This is a genomic window from Metabacillus indicus LMG 22858 (assembly GCF_000708755.2).
In the GTDB taxonomy this organism is placed as follows: Bacteria; Bacillota; Bacilli; order Bacillales; family Bacillaceae; genus Bacillus_P; species Bacillus_P indicus.
Map to the genome: position 1 here is coordinate 558720 of NZ_JGVU02000002.1, position 17590 is coordinate 576309.

19 protein-coding genes are annotated in these 17590 nt (G+C 41.1%); 7 read left to right on the plus strand and 12 right to left on the minus strand.

What is annotated here, in order from left to right; translation table 11 throughout:
• Positions 1–72: 72 nt before the first annotated feature.
• The 5 genes from AZ46_RS05965 to AZ46_RS05985 form a co-directional block, all read right to left on the minus strand.
• Positions 73–1227 (minus strand): Gfo/Idh/MocA family protein, encoded by a 1155-nt coding sequence (locus AZ46_RS05965; RefSeq protein WP_035319255.1) that lies wholly within the window; start codon positions 1225–1227, stop codon positions 73–75.
• Between the two features lie 148 nt (positions 1228–1375).
• The gene (gene mgrA / locus AZ46_RS05970) at positions 1376–2368 is read right to left on the minus strand and encodes an L-glyceraldehyde 3-phosphate reductase (protein ID WP_029280936.1); all 993 of its coding nucleotides are present in this window, start codon (positions 2366–2368) and stop codon (positions 1376–1378) included.
• 130 nt (positions 2369–2498) lie between these two features.
• The gene (locus tag AZ46_RS05975; protein ID WP_029280935.1) at positions 2499–3746 is read right to left on the minus strand and encodes a YeeE/YedE family protein; all 1248 of its coding nucleotides are present in this window, start codon (positions 3744–3746) and stop codon (positions 2499–2501) included.
• Positions 3747–3913: 167 nt separating this feature from the next.
• Positions 3914–4582: a GNAT family N-acetyltransferase gene (locus AZ46_RS05980; protein WP_029280934.1), complete on the minus strand. Its 669-nt coding sequence runs from the start codon at positions 4580–4582 to the stop codon at positions 3914–3916.
• A 12-nt stretch (positions 4583–4594) separates the two neighbouring features.
• Complete coding sequence (locus AZ46_RS05985; RefSeq protein WP_029280933.1) at positions 4595–5479, minus strand: carbon-nitrogen hydrolase family protein; 885 nt, start codon at positions 5477–5479, stop codon at positions 4595–4597.
• A 160-nt stretch (positions 5480–5639) separates the two neighbouring features.
• Here AZ46_RS05985 and AZ46_RS05990 point away from each other — a divergent pair, with 160 nt between their 5' ends.
• On the plus strand, positions 5640–6152 hold the full coding sequence (locus AZ46_RS05990) for an ion channel (RefSeq protein WP_051827124.1): 513 nt from the start codon (positions 5640–5642) through the stop codon (positions 6150–6152).
• Between the two features lie 21 nt (positions 6153–6173).
• On the opposite strand, the gene AZ46_RS05995 is transcribed toward AZ46_RS05990, so the two are convergent.
• The 6 genes from AZ46_RS05995 to AZ46_RS06020 form a co-directional block, all read right to left on the minus strand.
• Entirely contained in the window at positions 6174–7283 is a 1110-nt protein-coding gene (locus tag AZ46_RS05995; protein WP_029280931.1) for a sensor histidine kinase, read from the minus strand.
• A gap of 239 nt (positions 7284–7522) precedes the next feature.
• On the minus strand, positions 7523–8008 hold the full coding sequence (locus tag AZ46_RS06000) for a CBO0543 family protein (protein WP_029280930.1): 486 nt from the start codon (positions 8006–8008) through the stop codon (positions 7523–7525).
• Between the two features lie 87 nt (positions 8009–8095).
• A complete protein-coding gene (locus AZ46_RS06005; protein ID WP_029280929.1) occupies positions 8096–8800 on the minus strand; it encodes a Type 1 glutamine amidotransferase-like domain-containing protein in 705 nt (234 codons plus the stop codon).
• Positions 8801–8817: 17 nt separating this feature from the next.
• Positions 8818–9183 carry a hypothetical protein gene (locus AZ46_RS21435; protein WP_081870145.1) on the minus strand — a complete coding sequence of 122 codons (366 nt, stop codon included), beginning with the start codon at positions 9181–9183 and terminating at the stop codon, positions 8818–8820.
• A gap of 54 nt (positions 9184–9237) precedes the next feature.
• Entirely contained in the window at positions 9238–9675 is a 438-nt protein-coding gene (locus AZ46_RS06015) for a DUF3307 domain-containing protein (RefSeq protein WP_029280927.1), read from the minus strand.
• Positions 9672–10430: a hypothetical protein gene (locus tag AZ46_RS06020; protein ID WP_029280926.1), complete on the minus strand. Its 759-nt coding sequence runs from the start codon at positions 10428–10430 to the stop codon at positions 9672–9674. The genes AZ46_RS06015 and AZ46_RS06020 overlap by 4 nt, the downstream gene beginning before the upstream one ends.
• 253 nt (positions 10431–10683) lie before the next feature.
• Here AZ46_RS06020 and AZ46_RS06025 point away from each other — a divergent pair, with 253 nt between their 5' ends.
• The 6 genes from AZ46_RS06025 to AZ46_RS06050 are packed head-to-tail and all read left to right on the plus strand — an operon-like array spanning position 10684 to position 15186.
• The gene (locus AZ46_RS06025) at positions 10684–10887 is read left to right on the plus strand and encodes a hypothetical protein (RefSeq protein ID WP_029280925.1); all 204 of its coding nucleotides are present in this window, start codon (positions 10684–10686) and stop codon (positions 10885–10887) included.
• A 55-nt stretch (positions 10888–10942) separates the two neighbouring features.
• Complete coding sequence (locus AZ46_RS06030; RefSeq protein ID WP_029280924.1) at positions 10943–11722, plus strand: hypothetical protein; 780 nt, start codon at positions 10943–10945, stop codon at positions 11720–11722.
• Positions 11719–11982 (plus strand): PqqD family protein, encoded by a 264-nt coding sequence (locus AZ46_RS06035; RefSeq protein WP_029280923.1) that lies wholly within the window; start codon positions 11719–11721, stop codon positions 11980–11982. The genes AZ46_RS06030 and AZ46_RS06035 overlap by 4 nt, the downstream gene beginning before the upstream one ends.
• Positions 11969–12412 carry a S24/S26 family peptidase gene (locus AZ46_RS06040; RefSeq protein WP_051865283.1) on the plus strand — a complete coding sequence of 148 codons (444 nt, stop codon included), beginning with the start codon at positions 11969–11971 and terminating at the stop codon, positions 12410–12412. Before AZ46_RS06035 ends, AZ46_RS06040 begins: the two co-directional genes overlap by 14 nt.
• Positions 12396–14195: an ABC transporter ATP-binding protein gene (locus AZ46_RS06045; protein ID WP_051865288.1), complete on the plus strand. Its 1800-nt coding sequence runs from the start codon at positions 12396–12398 to the stop codon at positions 14193–14195. The genes AZ46_RS06040 and AZ46_RS06045 overlap by 17 nt, the downstream gene beginning before the upstream one ends.
• A 13-nt stretch (positions 14196–14208) precedes the next feature.
• Positions 14209–15186: a nucleotidyltransferase family protein gene (locus AZ46_RS06050; protein WP_051827130.1), complete on the plus strand. Its 978-nt coding sequence runs from the start codon at positions 14209–14211 to the stop codon at positions 15184–15186.
• A 16-nt stretch (positions 15187–15202) separates the two neighbouring features.
• Here the strand turns inward: AZ46_RS06050 and AZ46_RS06055 are convergent, their stop codons facing one another.
• Positions 15203–17542: a right-handed parallel beta-helix repeat-containing protein gene (locus tag AZ46_RS06055; protein WP_139015477.1), complete on the minus strand. Its 2340-nt coding sequence runs from the start codon at positions 17540–17542 to the stop codon at positions 15203–15205.
• Between the last annotated feature and the right edge of the window lie 48 nt (positions 17543–17590).

Genomic DNA, 17590 nt, shown 5'->3' on the forward strand with positions numbered 1-17590 from the left:
TCACCTTTCTATGGTTGTTATATTCAATATAACAACTTTCTTCGGGTAAGAAAAGAAATTTTTACCGAAAGATTACACCCGGATATGGTTAGCCCTCTGCGGGATGCTTACCCACTTTTTATCTATGGCAGATTGTTCGATTGCATCAAGAATGAGCTGATTTTGCAGGCCGTCAAAGAAATCAGGCTTTTGAGATTTCTTTTTTGAAATCGCTTCCATTAATTCGGATATTAAATTGACGAACGTATGCTCATAGCCAATAATATGACCTGCCGGCCAGTAAGCATCAGCAAACGGATGCACTTCCTCTGTGCAATTGATGACCCTGAAGCCCTGCAGACCTTCGTCATCTTCCGATAAATAAACATGAAGATTGTTCATATTTTCAAGGTCCCACTTAATCGATCCATACTCGCCATTAATTTCAAAACAATTGCGGTTTCTGCTGCCGGCTGCAAACCGAGTTGCTTCAAAAACCCCCATTGCCCCGTTTTCAAATCTTGCAATAAACGAGGCAGCATCGTCTACATCCACTACGCCCGTTTTTCCAGGCTCATTTTCAATAGGCCTTTCTTTTATAAAGGTTTCCATAGCCCCGACGACTTCTGTCATTTCTCCTACTAAAAACCTTGTAAGGTCAATGATGTGCGCTCCAATATCACCGAGGGCTCCAGACCCTGTTATTTCTTTTTTAAGCCTCCATGCAATCGGAAAGTCAGGATCCATGAGCCAGTCCTGCAAATAAGTAGCCCTGACATGATAGATCTTTCCGAGCCTGCCCTCTTCAATCAGCTTTTTGGCATATTGAACGGCAGGAGCAAAGCGGTAATTATGGGAAATCATATGAACAACACCGTTTTTTTCAGCGGCTGCAAGCATTCTCTCAGCTTCCTCCGCATTTAGAGGAAGAGGCTTCTCGCAAATGACATGTTTTCCAGCCTCTGCCGCAGCCATCGCAATTTCAGCGTGTGAGTGGTTTGGAGTTACTATATCAATTAAATCAATGTCATCACGCTTAATCAATTCTCTCCAGTCCGTTTCATAGCTCTCAAATCCAAGTTCTTTAGCGGCTTTCCTTACACCCTCTTCATTTCTTCCTGCGATTGCCTTCAGAACAGGTCTTGCTCTGTCAGGAAAGAAAAACGGCACATTTCGATATCCAAGACTGTGAGCCTTCCCCATAAACTTATACCCAACTAAACCTACTCTGATTTCCTTCAATACAATCACCAGCCTTCACTTATAGTTGATATAAAAAAACTGTCATTATATTGACTAATTAGTCTTCCGCATTGTAAATCCTTTTTTTAGACGTCGAAATTTTTAAAAAAACAGATAAAGGAAGCCCTGCAAGATATGCAAGGCTGTCTAAATACTATTCTGACAAAATGCTTTCAATCTGTGAAAGCTCTTCTTTTTCAAATTGGAGATGATTCAAGGCCGCTACATTTTCTTCAATCTGGCTGACTTTGCTTGCGCCAATCAAAGCTGAGGTTACACGTCCTTCCCGCAGGACCCATGCCAGTGCCATTTGCGCAAGATTCTGTCCGCGGTTTTCAGCAAGTTTGTGCAGCTTTTTAATTTTTCCGACAAGCTCTTCCGTTACGCGCTCTTGCGAAAGAGCTCCTGTTGCTTTTGCCGCGCGTGATTCCTGAGGAACGCCTCCGACGTATTTATTTGTGAGGAGGCCTTGCTCAAGCGGACAAAATGCAATCGAACCTACCTTATTTTCCTGCAGCACATCCTGCAATCCTTCTTCAATCCAGCGGTTCAGCATGGAATAGCTTGGCTGGTGAATCAATAGCGGCGTTCCGAGACGGTTCAGGATTTTCACCGCTTCTTCTGTCTGCTCTGCAGAATAACTTGATATTCCGACGTACAGGGCTTTTCCCTGACGGACAATCTGATCGAGTGCTCCCATTGTTTCTTCCAGCGGCGTATGAGGATCCGGCCGGTGAGAATAAAAAATATCTACGTAATCCAGTCCCATTCTTTTTAAGCTTTGATCAAGACTGGAAATCAAATATTTCTTTGAGCCCCATTCCCCGTAAGGCCCGTCCCACATCCGGTACCCGGCCTTAGATGAAATAACCAGCTCATCTCTGTATGGCGCGAAGTCCGTTTTAAGAAGCTGTCCGAACATTTCTTCTGCAGAACCAGGCGGCGGCCCGTAATTATTGGCAAGGTCAAAATGAGTAATCCCAAGGTCAAAAGCTCGTCGCAGCATGGCACGCCCATTTTCAAAAGAGTCAACCCCGCCGAAATTATGCCAAAGCCCAAGCGAGATTGCAGGCAGCATCAGCCCGGAATTCCCGCAGCGGTTATACGTCATCGATTCATAGCGATCGGAATTAGCAAGATATGTCATATGTATTTCCTCCTTTGTCGTCTTCTTTAGTAATCGTAATAGAAGAAAGCGGTTTCGTAAATGAAAAAGACTTCAGTCAAACCATATTCGATCGATTGAAATAAAAAAGAACTCTCAGAAATGAGAGTTCTCAGCAAATAGAATCTGTTGGTTTAGGGTTTTTCAGTCCGAAAATCGGCCTGATAAATAAGGCGAGGAATGTTCCAAGCATAGCCATGACCATCCAAACCCAGCCATGAAGACTGAATGAAGCAATGCCTCCAAAATAGGCACCGATATTGCATCCGAAAGCAAGACGGGCGCCATAGCCCATAAGCAGGCCGCCGATAATCGATGCACCGGCTACACCGGGTTTAATTTTACCCGGCTTGAACGTGCCTTGCGCGGCAGCAGATATGAATGCGCCAAGGATGATGCCGAAATTCATGACACTTGTTGAATCCGCAAGAACGGTTTTTGTTAATGCCGCTCCGTTTGCACCGGTGAAATAACCCCATGATGACACGTCAATTCCTGCTGTCATCAATGCTTTTCCTCCCCAAAGGGCAAAAGCTGACGTGATGCCCCAAGGGTTTCCCCTGATAGACAGCGTCAATGCATTCAAAAGCGCAAGAATGATCGCTGCTGCAAATAGAGGCCATGATCCGCGGAGAATCTTTTTCCATCCCTTTACAGTCGGAAGCTGTTTCATCATAGGCGGATTTTTCTTTTTGGCTATCTGTATGGTGATCCAGTAAATAAGAGCAAATAATGCGAGCTGGACGATAAGTGCACCGCCATAGCCGAGACCCGTGGATGTTGCTAGAGAGACCGGCGGAAGGGCTGGCATATCTTCCATCCAGAAAGTAAAATGGTAGGCTCCAATGACAGATCCCGCAATAAAGGATACAAGTGTCAGGATCATGGATGATGATCCGCCGCCCACTGAATAAAGCGTTCCTGAAGCGCAGCCGTTGCCCAGCTGCATGCCAATGCCGAACATAAATGCGCCTACAATGACGCTTACTCCCACAGGAGATACGTATCCTGCCGGAGCTGTTCCTGTGAAACTGAAACCTGTGCTTAATATGATGGCAAATAAGACGGATGCAATGGCGAGCATCAGCATATGAGCCTGAAGCCCCTGAACATTTCCTACAGACACGAGTCGTCTAAATGCCGAAGTAAAGCCGAATCGTGCATGAAGCAATGTGGCACCAAGAAGCAATCCGATGATATACAGAACGCTCTGTGTGCCTCCCGCTGCCAGTAAAATGGCTGCAAAAAGTAGAACTGCTGCAAGCAATCCTGCCGCAACAAGCGGTTTTTGAACAGGCTTCATTTCGGATACAACGGTTGTTTTAGCCCGTGAAGGTGAATGAATAGCTGTTTCAGCCATATTTAAAACTCCTTTTCATATAAATTTAGTCGGAATAACATGTGATATTACCTTAACGCGTCTTCAATCATTTGTAAACCGGATTGCTCATAGTCAGAACATTAAAATACCTGATTGTTTGAATGAAAAAATCCCAGGCATGAACCTGGGATTTTAAACAGCCCCGCCTACCTAATGAATGGATTTTTCCATTCCATCAGAGCGGCAAAGTTGCACGACTCATTATCTTCAAGATAGTCAGGGATGACAGACATCGGAGTTCTCCCGCATCGAAGCAGAAACGTCAGGACGGGGTCTTTCAGGTTCCCTTTCACTACTTCCTCTAAATACTCGTCCGGAGTGAGATGATCTGAGTGCTGCCTGTAACCCGGCATTCTTCCTCCGCCGACCAGCCTCTTCAGGTTAAGCTTCACAACCGTTTCATACATGGAAAACATAAGCCATTTCCCAAGGCCAAGCTTTCTGAACTTTGGCCTGACGCTAATATCAACAACATAGAGCGTATCCCCGTCCCGCTTGTGACTGCGGGTGATGTAGCCGCTGTCTGTTATGTCTTCCCACGTATGATGGGGCTTTGCAGGATCAAAATGCACGAGCAGAGCTGTCATTGATCCTGCGATTTCGCCATCTATTTCGATACAGAGAGCGCCTTCCGGAAACGAATGCACATGCTGCTCAAGCTGTTCCTTTTTCCACCATAGATCAGGCGGAAACGGCGGCGGAAAACTTTCCTTTTGAACCTGAATCAGTGAATCAAAGTCATTTTTCTCATAGTTTCTTACGACTGCTTTAACAGGAACACTGTCTTCGAAAACAAAAAATTCTTTTCTGTACAAGGATTCTCCTCCTTACAGCAGCGTACGGTCCCCCTGCTTTGCTTCCCAATCGGGATATAAATCGGTGCGGCGGTCGCGCCACGTTGTAACCGATCCGCTTGCACGCACTTTGTAAAGAAGTTCTAAATCAAGGTCAGCGGTTACGATCATCGGCTGATTAATTTCGCCTTCTGCAGCAAGCCCCTTTGGAGGAAAAGGAACATCATTCGGTGTAATGATGGCAGCCTGACCAAAATTCCCTCTCATGAAATCGACAGTCGGCAGTGAACCGACAGTCCCAGTCGTCACAACATACACCTGGTTTTCAATCGCGCGGGCATGGCTTGTGTAGCGGACGCGGTGAAATCCGTGGCGGTCGTCTGTACATGAAGGGCAGAAAATCACATCAGCACCCTTTGCTTTTGCGATCCGCACGATTTCAGGAAACTCAATGTCATAACAAGTCATCATGGCAATGGTCCCTTTGTCCGTTTCAAACACCCGGAGCTCATCACCCGGCGTCATATCCCATTCATGGACTTCTGTCGGAGTGATGTGGAGCTTTGCCTGCTCTGCCACCCGTCCGTCCGGATAAAACAGATGAGCAACATTATAAAGACGCCCTTCTTTTTTAATTACATGTGTCCCGCCGATGATGTGCATGCCTGTATTTGCTGCGAGACCTTTAAAAAGCTCCAGATACTGCTCTGTATAATCAGGAAGTTCATCAATTGACAGTGCCTGTCCCTCAGCATTCCCGATAGACATTAGCTGAGTAGTGAAAAATTCGGGAAAAAGAACAAAATCCGTTCCAAATTCCTCTGCGGTTTTAATATAGTGCTCAACCTGATCTGCAAATTCTTTGAAAGAGTGAATGGTGCGCAAATCATATTGAACGGCAGAAACTCTAAGCTGCATGGAGTTCATCTCCTTTTCCTAAGTGATGTCAAAAACAAAGATATAAATATTATTAAGCATGAGAGAAGAACTTACAAGAAGAATGTCCTGACAAACTGACTGCATCAGATGACAATGCGGAGGGGAAAATAATGAAAATGACGGAAAATAGAGGGATTTCATGTTTTCGAAATATGATTTTACTAAAAAAAAGCTCTTTCTTTATATGATCCTTAACGTCCTGATGATCAGCCTTCTGGTTATTGAGTCCATGTTTGAAATCACTGCTTCCAGTATAATCATGATCACTCTCATTACAGCTGTCCTTGCTGTCTGTTATTATTTTTTGTTTGAATTTATCGTGGCTGTACCAAAAACAGAAGAAAGGCTGCAGAGCATTTTTATTGGTTCAGGTCTTCTTCTGATGCTCATCATTACAGGATATGCGAACCTTTATTTTCAAATTTATGGATTTTATGGTGATAAAGCCTTTAAATTTTCAGGTGAACAATTATCGGGGAACGACTTTTTATATTACAGCATAACGACCTTTACAACCACTGGTTTTGGGGACATTACCTCTATAGGGGTAATCTCAAATGCTGCGGCAGCTTCAGAAATGCTGATGGGGTTTATCGTAAGCACCCTGTTTATGGCGGTCATTACTTCAAAGCTCGTCACAAACCTAAAATAAGCCTGAAGAGATTCAGGCCTTTTAAGAAGCACTTATAGGGAGAGCAATCGTAAAAGTTGTCGTCATTTCATCAGACTGACACGAAATGCTGCCGCCGTGGCTTTCGATGATTTTTCTGCAAATATACAGGCCAATGCCTGTGCCCAATTCTTTTGTTGTAAAAAAAGGCTCAAAAATCGTTTCAATCTGTTTTTGGGGAATCATCGGTCCGTTATTTGAAATATGTACGTATGCCCTGCTGCTGTCTTCTTTAAAATCAATGGTTATCGTTCTGTTGACGTTCATCTTCTGAAGAGCGTCAATTGAATTGAGCATCAGATTTAAAAACACCTGTCTCAGTTCATCTCTGCTTGCATAAACGGATGAATTTTTTTTAGGACCCTCCTGCACTTTGACGCTTCCGTCCAGCAGACTGGGGTACATAAAGGCGAGAACTTCATCAAGCAATTCTCCAAGCTTTAAATATTCGCGCTTGCTTTCAATCGTCTCTTTTTTGGAAGCATGCAGAAACTGCGACACGCGGAAGTTAAGCTGGTCAACTTCATGGCTGATGATGTCAAGGTATTTCAGATTCGGATGATCGCTTTGCATGAGTTTAATAAACCCTTTTACAGCCGTCAGCGGATTACGGAACTCATGAACAAAGCTAGAAGACATCTGCCCGAGAATCGTCAGGCGCTCTTTATGGCTCTGATCGATAAATGAGATCTTCTCCTGAAGAATATCTTCTTTTACCTCAGTGTACTTCTTTACGGCAAAATACGAAAACTGATCAAAAAGTATGTTGATTTCTTCAATAAAAGGCTGAAGTTCTTCCCTTGAGATGCCGGAACTCACAATGTAACGGATAACCTCGCGGCGGCCAAGGTTAACATTGTTGATAAAATCGCCGATATTAACATTAGCTTCCACTCTTTCAAGTGCGACCTTGCTGGCAAGAACATCAATTTCATCCGAACTCAGCGGCTGAACAATGGTCTTTTTCACAAGGTCGTACATTCTCATCCCGTTTTTTTCAACTTCTTCCTGATGCAAATCATCATCTGATATGGTAATTTTCTGCCGCCATGCAGAGATAAAAGTGGAGATGTTTTCATCTAGAAACCGGATTAATTCATCTGTAGCTGTCATGTGTAAAAGCACCCCTGATCATTGCAAGAAAATCGTATCTATTTTTCCTTTCTTTAGGCTGATGAATATACAGGTCTAAAGTTTGGAATATTTCTTCTATACTATACAATTTACATTCTATCATAAGATGAAATGATTAGGTTAATACGAATTTCACTTTTATATCACTGCGTGAAAAAAAAGACCGGTAACTAATTTGAAGAATTTCAGCTGGTGATCATAAAAAAAATGGCATCCGCTTAGGATCCCATTTCTTCATCTGGAGCTTTATGTTCCGCTTGTTTTACAAGTTCAATCAGTCCTCGAATTGCAAGCAGTGTAAACGTCACACAGCCGAACGTATGAAAAATCGTCCACTTTTTCCAGTGAAACAGGTTCGTCGTCCTTTCCAAATACCACTGCCCTATGGACATTGGCACACTCCAGGTAAGACTTTTCAGCAGAACCATCGGCAGTCTGTCTTTATAGCACTGTCTGATCCAAAAAACACTCAACAGCGGGAAAAAGAGAAAATCATATAAAATATTGGTTTTATAAATATGCGGTAATGGCCGGACAGGATAAGCAATCCGCTTTGTCCTGACATAAAACACATCCATCAGTGTCGAGATGACGCCTTTTCCGAGAAAGATAATCAGCACTTCTTTTAAAGCTGATCGTTTCATCGCAAAAGGAAATAATACCACACACAAACCAAAAAGGCCTTTCAGCATCTTTTTCTCCATTTAACGACCCTGCCCTTGCTCTTTTTGGTTAGTTTGAGCAAATCAGTAAAAAAGATGCATTTATTTCCTGCTAAAACTTAATAATCCTCATGACAGTCCGCCCAGGTACATCATTTGCAGAGGTTCCTCATGGATTCTGCCTGTGTTTTCAAATACAGAATAGACCTTCGCATTGGGCCTGGAACTGATGCATTTAAAAACTTGTCCGTCTTTAAAATGCACGGCTGCCCCATCTTCCATGCCGAATCCTGGCATCATGCTGCCAGAGCCCACGAGATCATGAAATGAGGGTCTTCTCTTTTCCTCGCCATCATAATGAGGACAAATACTTCCCTGAATAAATCCCAGTCCATTTATTTTGTACAGCGGAGCATTTAAAGGATCAGTCAAACCCTCTTCAAACCAGCAATTTGCTCCAGCACTTAGCCCTGCAAGGACTGTGCCGTTTTCATATGCTCTTTTAAATAGAAGATCGAGTCCCCATTCTTTCCATAAAACAAGCATATTCCGGGTACTTCCTCCGCCCACGTAGAAGATATCCTGGGACATGACGAAATCTTCAAGATCCTTAAAGTGCGGATCAAATAATGCAAGATGATCGGGTTTACAGGCCATTGAATGAAAAGTATGATAAAACCGTTGAATATACCCATCCTGATCTCCGCTTGCTGTAGAAACGAAACATATTCTCGGATTCGGTTTCAGTGATTGATTCAGAATATAGTGATCCAATAACAAATTATCAGGTTCCATTGAAAAACCCCCGCCGCCCATCGCAATAATCTGTTTCATCCTTTTCCTCCCTCTTTTTAAAGCAGCACTTCCCTCAAAAGCAGCCCCAAAGCTATGCCAACAAACATCGAAGTCAAAGTCCCAAGCAGGAAATACTCCGCCCAGTTCCGGTCATCCATCTGCTTAAAACGGGCAATTGATTTTGCCGTCACAATGAAACCAATGGCCGGATATGCACTGTAAAACGTCAAAATCAGCACAAGCAGCCTTTCAATATACCCGATCAGCTTTCCTCTGGACAAATCATGTTTATTGAATGTGAAATACGTATACTCCTCCGTCAATCCGCCTGCTGCATTCATCTTATCTTCTTTTCTCTCGTTCTTAAATGCGTAGCGCCCTTCAAACGACAAGAGCTGAGCAGGCAGCGTCCCGAGCACCATCCGGATGACATGACCGCTTACACTGGTAGTAACAATTAGGATAATGGCAATAAATTAAAGGGCGTTCGGTACACTCAGTGAAGATTTCTCCGTTATCAGCGTAATTCCTTTTTCGGCAATTGCGCTGAAGGATACATTTAAAAAGAACGAACATCCTAACACAATCATGGCAAGATGCAAAAACTGATCACCAAGAAAATAGAAAAGATTTTTCATATTTTGCTTGTCAGTCGTCCCGTCCAGCAGTTTCAGCTTAAGAAAATCTATGACACCATGAGTAGCGATAATAAAAACCAATGGCAGAACAACATTCTTCACCGGATTTGCCATCTCGAATTCGGTTAGCCAGAAACATAGCAAAACAGGCAGGAGAAGTAACGTATGGTGCAGCAAATGCTTCCTTAAATACTTCCTTTTTTCCCTGACCAGCGCATCAGTCTGCAGCAGAAAATCAGCCGTTAAATGGGCCAGAATAAGACTGAGTACAATCATACGCTTTCATCCCCCTCCCTTTTCGAAAACCATTCGGATGACGAACTCTGCAAGCTTGAGCGAATTGACGTTATCAGCTTGTCAGTTGACCAATCATCAAATGCCTTATGTTCGATAGAATCAAGAACAGCCGTGACATTTTTGAAAATCATCACCAGCTCCTCCCCTTTTCCCTTTTTAAAATGGCTGGAAATTGTCGATGGCGACTTGCTCAGCATCGAAGCAGCCTTCCGCTGCTGACGGTAAATTTCCACTAGAGTATACACTTTCTTCTGCAGGTCCGTCTGGTCCTTAACGAGCGTATGCCTGACTTCCAGAAGAGAATTTAAGAGCAGCTGTGTTTCATACAGATCATCACGTAAGCGGAACGCAAACTGGGCTTTTCCTGCACCTTCACGTTTCAGTTCATCATTCGCCTCTCTGGCCTGCTTCATCAGCGGATGTATCCACGTTTCTACATTAAGATCTGCAGCCCTGCTGTCAACCTCGCCAAACGAAAGACCAAAATACGGCGGGTGCTCCGCCTTCGTCCAGCAGACACTAAGAAAATGTGCAGCCGCGTACGCCGAAGCGTACCCCTCCGATATGAAAATCACCTCATCCCCCCTGCGATGCTTTACAATTGCCTGATTACCAGTCCACTCCGACAGCCAGGAAGTGATTTTATTCAAATAGGCAGATAGTTCTTTTCCTTTGCCTTCCAAAGAAGAATTTCTTATATCCATGATAAACACAGAGCACGGGTAACGATTCAAGGAACATGCCTCCAAAGATTCGATTATATGATCTAATGTAGCAGATGTTTGATTGAATGGTCAAACTTTTAGCGGATTCTATCATTCTGTAGAATTTTTTTAAAATTAAAATCTTTAATAGGACTTTATTTGTACGTTAAAAAGAACTATAATGATAGTTATAAAGAACTAAATGCTGGATGAAGCAGTCTTTGCTGAGATTACTCACCTCTTTTGTTCTTTATAAAGAAGATAACGGGAGAAGGTATGAATCATGAGCACATCTAATCGTCCAATGGTAGTAAGCCATCAGCCAATCGTGTTTGAAACAGCACAAAGCTGGAATAAGGGTCATGGAAATCTGAACCATCCAGGAACGGGCAATGGTGGGGTTAACTATCCAAATCCTCCATATACAGGACCTCACAATGGTGGTAATGGTGGAGGTAATGGAAAGGGAAAAGGCAAAGGAAAGTAATTGAGTTTAAGGAGAAGGTCAACTTGTTTGACCTTTTTCCCTAAGGAGAATCATAATGGTCCATTTAAATAAAGTTATTGGGGAACACATCTTTTCATTTCAATTTAATGATTATTCATTGATTGCATTTTTTCAAAAACAATTTAAAACATGCGCAGACGGAAAGTCAGCTGATACAAATGTGGTTATCTGCAAAGGATACGGAAGACCATTTCTCAATTATGACGTGAAAGTCATGAAAAATGAGAAACAAATTGTTTTTAAACGGGCAGATTACAAAATTACTGCAGACCCCTCCTACTCCTATGCGGAAATTTCAGTTTACGATGAACTTGCATTAAAGCATGCACTTATGAACTTATACAGTTCATATATCGTTCATAAAAACTGGGGTATACTTCTCCACTCTTCCTGTGTTTTGGAAAAAAATCACGCTCACATTTTCACGGGCCATTCCGGCGCCGGAAAATCTACGGCTGCCATGCTTTCCCATCCGCGTCCTCTCTTTTCGGATGAAGCGACTGTTCTGAAGATTGATGCCGCTCAAGTAACAGCTTTTGATTCTCCATTCAGAAGCGAGCTGCATGACTCTGCACTAGTTCCATTTGCTGAATTAAAAAGCATCAACCTGATTCATCAGTCTCTAGTTATTGAGCGGAATCAGATTTCAAAATCAGCTGCATTGATGGCACTTTTTGATAAAGTCTTTTACTGGCCAAGCGAAAAATCAGAAACAAAAAGAATACTAACCATGTTAAAGGACCTTGTTAATCAAACTGAAATTTTCGACCTCTATTTTCAAAAAAACGACCAATTTTGGGAGATGATATCATGACGATAACCTATAAGCAGACGCCTGACTGTGAAACAGTTGAAGTGGACGGAGAATGGATTATTTTACATACTGAAAACTTTACCGTTACTAAACTGAACGAAAGCGGCGGACTCTGCTGGTCACTCTTAAAGGAAGAGACTTCAGCAGATGTATTATTAGAATCTATTAGGACGCTATCCGCACACTACACAGAAACAGACATTCAACTATTTCTTGATGAATTAACTTCATGCGGACTGATTGAACATGCAAGTCAATGAAACAACGATTGTTTTATTAAAAAGGACCATTGAGAATCAAGGATGGATTGAGCTGCCATCTGAAGGATATAGTATGTATCCTTTTATACGGAGAGGCGATGTATGCAGATTTGGTGCATTTGAAACCGTCAGAAAAGGGGAAATCCTGCTTTTTCATACGGCGGAAGGAAGATTAGTTGCTCATCGCTATTATAAGAAAAAAAAAGATCACTATTTTTTAAAGGGCGACACAAACGAATGCATGGATTCGCCCGTGCAAAAAGGACACATCATCGGAAAATTGATCGCCATTAAGAAGAAAAAAATGATTGTCCATATGAATCAATTCTTTCCGAAATCTTATGGCTATGCCGTTTCATCCACACATTTAACTGCAAGGTTTTTTAGGTTTTTATTGAGGAGAAAGCTTGGAGATGGCTCGTATGTTTAATAGGCTTATAACTTTTAAAGAAATGTTCTTAATTGAAGACATCAAACGGACGTTTGCTCTTTTGGGCCCGTATCTTATAAAGTACAAAGCCTCTTATTTCGCACTCTTTACAATAACGATTTTACAAATTTTTTTAACGCTTGGATTTGCATGGTTTTTCGGAACAATGACCGATGCCGCTGTTCAAAACAGGATGGAATTATTTAAATGGCTTATTCCTTCAGGTATTGGATTATTAACTGCGAGTTTGACTCTTTCTTATTATTACACGATTTTAGAAAGCAAGACCATCAATATTATAAAATTAGAATTAAAGGACAAAGTCCTGACTCATATTCTCCATATGTCCCCATCAAAAATGAACAGTATGCGCACTGGCGACCTGATGACACATTTTACTAATGACATTCAAAGCACAGAAGGAGTCATTGGCAGCAACTTGCTTTACCTTCTTCAGCTGCCCTTAACTTTTATTGCTGTAACTGTTTATATGTTTCAAATTAACTGGCAAATGTCTTTAATTGGATTTGCCGTCATTCCTGCAGCCATTTTCGTTGGAGGATTTTTTGGGATTTTGCTTAGAAACAACAGCAGAACGATGTTTCATCAAATAAGCAGCATCAACAGCTCCCTGCACGATATTTTTCAAGGAATGCCGGTCATCCGTTCATTTCTTCTCGAGAAAAAAATGGCTCACAAGCAGCATCAATCTAATCGTGCTCTTTATCATCTGGAGATGAAAAATGCAAAATTACGGGGCTTGTTTTATATAGGAGGAGAGGCTATTACTTCTATTACCTATGTAACTGGCCTATGTCTTGGAGCATACTTCGTCTCTAAATCTATGATGACAGTTGGTTCGCTGCTGACATTCGTCACTCTTATGCAGCACTTAATCTCTCCTCTGACAGGTCTGGCAGGTACATGGGGAAACTTTCAAAGCTCTGCAACAGCCGTAGAAAGACTATCTGCCGTTTTAAGTGAGCTACTTGAAAGCCATGATACTGTCTTGGAGCAATCACGATTTAGTGGCGCTATCATGCTTAAAGACATTTGTTTTGCATATGAAAGAGAGGAAGTTATTAAAGACTTCTCACTAAACATCCAAGCGGGAAAAACAGTTGCAATAGTCGGGCCAAGCGGAGCGGGAAAAACCACTCTTTTTCAGCTCATACAAGGGTTTTACGAGCCACAGGGCGGAGAAATCCTGCTGGATGATATACCCTTCTGCAAACTGAATAAATCTGAGATTAGACAGGCATTTTCTTTTGTCGCTCAGGAAACCTTTCTCTTTTCGGGCACAATAAGAGACAATCTCCTTCTTGGCAGAAGTGGAATAACAGAACAAGAAATGATTGAAGCAGCAAATACTGCCAATATACACGAATTTATCATGTCACTGCCAGATCGATATGAAACGGAAGTCGGGGAAAGAGGAGTTCGCTTATCCGGGGGCCAAAAACAGAGGCTGTCTATTGCAAGAGCCATATTAAAAAATGCATCTATCCTGCTTCTCGATGAAGCTACCTCAGCCTTGGACACTGAGAGTGAGGAATATATAAAGCAAGCACTACTAGCCATGCCAAACAAAACAACTCTTATCATCGCCCATCGCCTTTCAACTATCCAGCATGCTGATTTAATCGTTGTGATGGAAAAAGGCAAAATTGTTCAGAGCGGAACACATCAAGAATTATCATCCATACCTGGGATGTATAAACGACTGCTGGGTACTCAGAATGCAGTGGAAGAGTATCCGCTGGCTAGGCAAATTATTTCATAAGGATGAAGTTCACATGATTATTCCATTTATAGAATCCATATACAACGACTCTTTATTGAGACAGAACGACTTCAATTACCACAAACTTAAGAACGATATTCAGCATTTTTCAATCGAGCCCCAAATCTATGCACTGTTAAATAGGAAGGAATACTTAGAGGATACACCCGCTTTTTTCGTGCAATTTTTGAAAAAAGGGAGTATTGCTGCATTTATTCAGAACCTTTTTCTAAAAAGTCAAATGGAAAAAATACTGTGCCGCTTTGAAGATCAGCAAATCGAAACCATTCCATTAAAAGGTGTCTACTTTTCAGAAACATACTTTGGCCATTTGGCAGCGAGATCAACATCTGATATCGATTTGCTGGTACGAAAAAAAGATTTAAAAAAAATTGACGGTATTCTAAGATTGTCCGGATTCACACTTGAATCGGGTGGACCTAAAAATCATTTCCATTGCAGCTATTTTAAACACCTACCTGGCTCCCCAATCCCGCTGCAAGTTGAAATCCATTGGGACATATTAAAAGAAAACACATCCAGTTTCGACATAAATACCTTTTGGGAGTCATCAATACCCATTTCTCCACATCGGTACATTAAGCATCTCTCCCATCAGCATACATTTTACCTAATGGTCCTGCACGCCTGGCGCCACAACCTTGACTCGTTAAGGCACTTTCTTGATATTCTGCAAATGACACAGTCCTTAGAGAATCAACTAAACGTAGCAGATCTCTACAGGCAGGCTAAAAAAGATGGAACTTTGAAAAGAGTTCAAAGAACATTAAACATTACCAGAAGACTATTTAACAAATGTTCATTGACTGATTCCTATGAGGTGAATAACAATTACGGTAAATGGTGGGAATATGAAAAAATCAGGGATCGTGACTACAGGAGTTTGAAGGTATATTTGGATTGGGTGGATTTTGTTTGGTTTGGGAGAGACAGGAGATATCAATACCTAAAAAAATGCACTCACAAATGATGTGAGTGTTTTTTCACTAAACTTTTTTAACCGTTATCGACAATGGTGTACTCGTATCAGATCTTACGAGAAACGAATTTTCCGATATCATTGTAATAACAGGGATTACTATTACATTCCCCTGCGACAAACATTGTATAAATAACTCTTTAGTTCTCAGATTATGATTAATAACTGCAGTATAACTATTGCCATCAGGAGTTAGAGCTGCAGTTGTCTTGAAAGTGTCATCAACATCATAATTAATTAGGACGCCCGAATCCCCTGCCGGCAAAGTAATGTTTGTAAACACGTTGTCTCCTAGAATAAAATTAATCATTGGTTTTACAAAGTTGTAATAGGAGATTGTTTTTGATCCTCCGCCTGTATATATCATTTCGGAATCTTTCAAAAACAAGGTGAAAACTGATGCAACGACTGGCTTATCGTGGTGAATAAAATAAGAGAATGAGGGATTTTTAATTGTAATTTGACTATTTGACACTTTTATTAATCCGCTTGGCTGGTTAAAGTCAGTGGCGAAAAGATAATTTAGGGAGTTTGAAACAATTTCACACTTTTCCAAGTAGGTTTTAGAAGGGAAACCGGCACTGTTTATATTTCCAGCCTTTATTATGGTGTCGGTAAGAAGGCAGTTTGAGAGGTACAGCTCTCTGTCCCTAGTTCCAAAAACCAGATTGATTAAAGAGCAGTTGTAGAACGCTGTATTATCAATCATAACTTTTTCACTGACAGTTGTTCCATTTACTGTTTGAACTGTTAATTTCAAATTATTAAAAGTACAATTTTCGAAATTATATACTCTTAATGTGAAATCTCTTGATACTGAAGAATCAAAAATGCAGCCTTCAATCTTGTTTGCAGTGATCGATGGTGCACCAGTCATACTCAAAAACTTTAATCGGTTATTTTTAAATACATTATTGGTTTTGTTTAGCCCCATGTTAATGTTTGAAATGTCTACAAGATTATTATCAGTAAAGTTTATTTGATAGGAAGAATTATTAAAAAATGAGAGATTTCCCCCAGTAAAGCTGTTCTCCTGAATGTTTACATAAGTATTTGAGAAATTTGAAGTCATTAATCCAATGTTGGTTGTACAATTGTAAATGATATTTCCTTTTACATTGGCAAATAATAAACTGTATAAGTTTATTCCGATTCCATCCATATTATAAATATGATTGTTTTCTATAAAAATAGAGTAACAGCCTGCTAAAATGCCATTATTGCTCCCATAGATTAAGTTGTTTCTAATTACACAATTATCTCCGTATGAATCTTCCTGGTTTATCCCATATCTCGTTGGATCACTGAAGATGGGTTTTCCATCCAGGAAACTGTTGCTTCCTTTTCCGTTATCGCGAATGGTATTATGCTGAACGACATTGTAACTCCCTCCGAGCGAAATGCCCCCTCTATGGCCGTTAAAGATTTCATTGTATTCGACAACGTTATGATGAGGAATTAAACCAAATTTGAGCGTGATTTGCATATTCTTCATCGGATTTGTTTCGTTAAAAAAGACGAATCTCATCTTAACTGCATTGTTTGGGATTGAAATGTCCTGATAAATCTTTCTTTTCTTTAGTACTCCAATAAAAGAATTGTCAGCCTTGTAAAAAAAGATATCCACATCTTTACTTGTTAAAGCCGTCAATCTTGAATAACCTGCCCCGGCAATTAGAAATGAAGAAAATTCTGCATCAGAAGGAATTCCAATAAACGAAGATGCTAGAGTATTAGTCGAGGTAATTGGCTGACCTGTTGTGTAATCCAGATTATTTAAAGTCAGTCCTAAGTTGAACTCTGCCAAATCCCTGACTGAAGTGCTGGAAAACGTAACATTGTCACCCATATAATCTCTGACTTTACAGTTTCTGATGGAAGAATACCTTGTACTTTTGGTAAAAACTACTCCATATGTGTGCTCCATCCTTCTTTCCTGAGCAGCATTGGCAAAGCTGCGGTCATCTCTGCATCCAATAATAGTTCCGCCCTTTAAATGGGCATCCTCTACATTATCAAATTCAATGCTGTTCCCTTTAAAATTATAATAGTCGGCCGTTGTTCTAGTATCAAATGGTGATTTCCTGTCAGAATCGTAAATGACTTTGAGTGTTGATCCATTTAGATCAAGTGTAAAGTTACTAAGCATTTTTATTACCCTCGGGTAGCAAATTGCATAGTTTCCCTTAGGCAAAACAGCTCCTGAATACCCGTTATTTTTTGCAAACTGCAACGCATTGTTGATTCCTTGAATATTCGCATCAGCTTTTATATAATCAGCATTTACATATGGTTTAACAGGAAATCCTTGAACGATATTCCACCTTGCAAGTTCTATTAAATACATACCGACTATCCTTTCATTAATAGTGTAGTTTGTATAAAATATGCCAAA

What these genes read in the sequence shown, in the direction of transcription:
- mgrA (WP_029280936.1), bottom strand. Translation starts at nt 2,368, where the DNA reads ATGACATATCTTGCTAATTCCGATCGCTATGAATCGATGACGTATAAC.
- AZ46_RS05975 (WP_029280935.1), bottom strand. Translation starts at nt 3,746, where the DNA reads ATGGCTGAAACAGCTATTCATTCACCTTCACGGGCTAAAACAACCGTT.
- AZ46_RS05985 (WP_029280933.1), bottom strand. Translation starts at nt 5,479, where the DNA reads ATGCAGCTTAGAGTTTCTGCCGTTCAATATGATTTGCGCACCATTCAC.
- AZ46_RS05990 (WP_051827124.1), top strand. Translation starts at nt 5,640, where the DNA reads ATGTTTTCGAAATATGATTTTACTAAAAAAAAGCTCTTTCTTTATATG.
- AZ46_RS05995 (WP_029280931.1), bottom strand. Translation starts at nt 7,283, where the DNA reads ATGACAGCTACAGATGAATTAATCCGGTTTCTAGATGAAAACATCTCC.
- AZ46_RS06000 (WP_029280930.1), bottom strand. Translation starts at nt 8,008, where the DNA reads ATGGAGAAAAAGATGCTGAAAGGCCTTTTTGGTTTGTGTGTGGTATTA.
- AZ46_RS06005 (WP_029280929.1), bottom strand. Translation starts at nt 8,800, where the DNA reads ATGAAACAGATTATTGCGATGGGCGGCGGGGGTTTTTCAATGGAACCT.
- AZ46_RS21435 (WP_081870145.1), bottom strand. Translation starts at nt 9,183, where the DNA reads ATGGTGCTCGGGACGCTGCCTGCTCAGCTCTTGTCGTTTGAAGGGCGC.
- AZ46_RS06015 (WP_029280927.1), bottom strand. Translation starts at nt 9,675, where the DNA reads ATGATTGTACTCAGTCTTATTCTGGCCCATTTAACGGCTGATTTTCTG.
- AZ46_RS06025 (WP_029280925.1), top strand. Translation starts at nt 10,684, where the DNA reads ATGAGCACATCTAATCGTCCAATGGTAGTAAGCCATCAGCCAATCGTG.
- AZ46_RS06030 (WP_029280924.1), top strand. Translation starts at nt 10,943, where the DNA reads ATGGTCCATTTAAATAAAGTTATTGGGGAACACATCTTTTCATTTCAA.
- AZ46_RS06035 (WP_029280923.1), top strand. Translation starts at nt 11,719, where the DNA reads ATGACGATAACCTATAAGCAGACGCCTGACTGTGAAACAGTTGAAGTG.
- AZ46_RS06040 (WP_051865283.1), top strand. Translation starts at nt 11,969, where the DNA reads ATGCAAGTCAATGAAACAACGATTGTTTTATTAAAAAGGACCATTGAG.
- AZ46_RS06045 (WP_051865288.1), top strand. Translation starts at nt 12,396, where the DNA reads ATGGCTCGTATGTTTAATAGGCTTATAACTTTTAAAGAAATGTTCTTA.
- AZ46_RS06050 (WP_051827130.1), top strand. Translation starts at nt 14,209, where the DNA reads ATGATTATTCCATTTATAGAATCCATATACAACGACTCTTTATTGAGA.
- AZ46_RS06055 (WP_139015477.1), bottom strand. Translation starts at nt 17,542, where the DNA reads ATGTATTTAATAGAACTTGCAAGGTGGAATATCGTTCAAGGATTTCCT.